This window comes from Saccharibacter floricola DSM 15669 (assembly GCF_000378165.1).
GTDB classification, from domain to species: Bacteria; Pseudomonadota; Alphaproteobacteria; order Acetobacterales; family Acetobacteraceae; genus Saccharibacter; species Saccharibacter floricola.
Genome location: NZ_KB899366.1, coordinates 1 through 2430 on the forward strand (window position 1 = coordinate 1; position 2430 = coordinate 2430).

Sequence of the window (2430 nt, forward strand, 5' to 3'; positions counted from 1 at the left end):
TGTCCCGTTATTGTTGATGTTCTTGCTGGCAATAGAGCCTGTCGTACCACCATTACCAAGCTGTAACGTCCCATCGGTGATTGTGGTATCACCCTTATATTTATTATCCCCACCAAGAACGAGCTTACCGGCATCCGTCTTATCGAGCGAGGTTCCACCAGGCACATGGCTATCATCAATCGGTGAATTCACAACCGCCGTTGTGCCAGAACTTTCGTGCGTGCCATCGCCTACACGAACAACTGTACGCCCTTGCGAGGCATAGATAGGATCACCAGACACAGTGTATGTTTTGCCATCATTATTGGCAAATTGCATACCTCCGGTTGTTACTGGTGTCGGATTGCCCGCAGAATCATGATCTTTGACGGTAACATCACCAGCACTCCCCTCAAAAACGGTCATGGCTTTTGATGGTGGAGTGTTGTTCCCCGTTGCACCAGACCAAACGCCTCCCCCTCCAGAACCACCGTTCCAAAGGTTTAAACCATCTGTATTCTGGACAAGTAAGTTCACCTGATGGTCAATGGATGTCTGCACACCAATACTAATACCAGGTGGCTGTTCAACCTTCCCTATTTTTTCATTATTTTGGCCCGTTAGCTCCCCGCCATACGTATAAATGCGATATACACCGGCCTCGAGAGCGCCATTTTTGACCGTTGTTCCACTAAGATTTGTGGCAACATTTAATGTTCCACTTAAATTGAGATTCCCTCCAACATGGACAAGATCATTGTAAACGCCACCTTCATGATATGCCTGGCCCATATCCCAATTTTGGATAGACCCTTGGGCAAGATGCAGATCTCCATTAATCCGTAACGTGCCTGTTTTGCGCTCCCCATCCCCTGGTGACAAAATACCACCGTCATTAACAGTTACTGAGCCACCTACGAGGCCGCTCCCTGCAATGGCTGCTTGCGCCGCAACTGTTGTTGGCCCTTTAGCGTCCCCCTGCTGACCATCAATTTGCAATGTTCCGGCATTAACCGCCGTCGGGCCATTATAGCTATTGTTCCCCGTCAGAATCGTCGTGCCAGAGCCATTCTGGCTCAAACCACCTGTGCCAGAAACGACCTGACCAAATGTCACGTCATCACTACGATTGATCGCTAACGTTCCGTTATCCGTAATCGCTTGGCTCGCAATCGACCCGCTCGTGCCACCATTACCAAGCTGTAGCGTACCCTTGTTAATCACTGTGGGGCCACTATAGGTGCTGTTACCCGTCAGCGTCGTTGTGCCAGAGCCATTCTGATTCAATCCGCCCGTGCCGGAAATCGCACCTCCAAGAGTGACGTCATCACTGCGATTGACCGCTAACGTTCCGTTATCCGTGATCGCTTGGCTGGCAATCGACCCACTCGTGCCGCCATTACCAAGCTGCAGCGTGCCTTTGTTAATCACTGTGGGGCCACTATAGGTGCTGTTGCCCGTCAGCGTCGTCGTGCCAGAACCGTTTTGGTTCAATGCACCGGAACCAGAAATTGCACCTCCAAGAGTGACGTCATCACTGCGATTAATCGCCAAGGTGCCATTATCCGTGACCGCTTGGCTCGCAATCGACCCGCTCGTTCCTCCATTGCCAAGTTGTAGCGTGCCTGCATTAATCGCTGTTGGGCCGCTATAGCTGCTGTTGCCCGTCAGGGTTGTCGTACCAGAGCCGTTTTGGTTCAATGCACCGGAACCAGAAATCGCCGCCCCGAGAGTGACGTTATCACTGCGATTGACCGCTAATGTCCCGTTATCCGTGATCGCTTGGCTGGCAATCGACCCGCTCGTGCCACCATTGCCGAGCTGTAGCGTTCCTGCATTAATTGCCGTCGGGCCGCTATAAGTGCTGTTCCCTGTCAAGGTTGTCGTGCCAGAGCCATTCTGGTTCAGCGCACCGGAACCGGAAATAGCTTGGTTCAAGGTCAGATTATCACTGCGATTGACCGCTAATGTCCCGTTATCCGTGATCGCTTGGCTAGCAATCGACCCACTCGTGCCACCATTGCCAAGTTGAAGCGTCCCTGCATTAATTGCCGTCGGGCCGCTATAGCTGCTGTTCCCTGTCAGGATCGTTGTGCCAGAGCCATTCTGATTCAATCCGCCCGCGCCGGAAATCGCACCTCCAAGAGTGACGTCATCACTGCGATTGACCGCCAAGGTGCCATTATCGGTAATGGCTTGGCTCGCAATCGACCCGCTCGTGCCACCATTGCCGATCTGTAGCGTTCCTGCATTAATCGCCGTCGGGCCGCTATAAGTGCTATTCCCCGTCAGCGTCGTCGTGCCAGAACCGTTTTGGTTCAGCGCACCGGAACCAGAAATCACTGCTCCGAGAGTGACGTTATCACTGCGATTGACCGCTAATGTCCCGTTATCCGTGATCGCTTGGCTGGCAATCGACCCGCTGGTGCCACCATTCCCAAGCTGTAGCGT

General features: G+C 52.7%; 1 protein-coding gene. It reads right to left on the reverse strand.

The features are described 5' to 3' along the window. Positions 1–2430: autotransporter-associated beta strand repeat-containing protein (locus F457_RS13150; protein WP_018981299.1), on the reverse strand; the 2430-nt coding region annotated here is incomplete at both ends.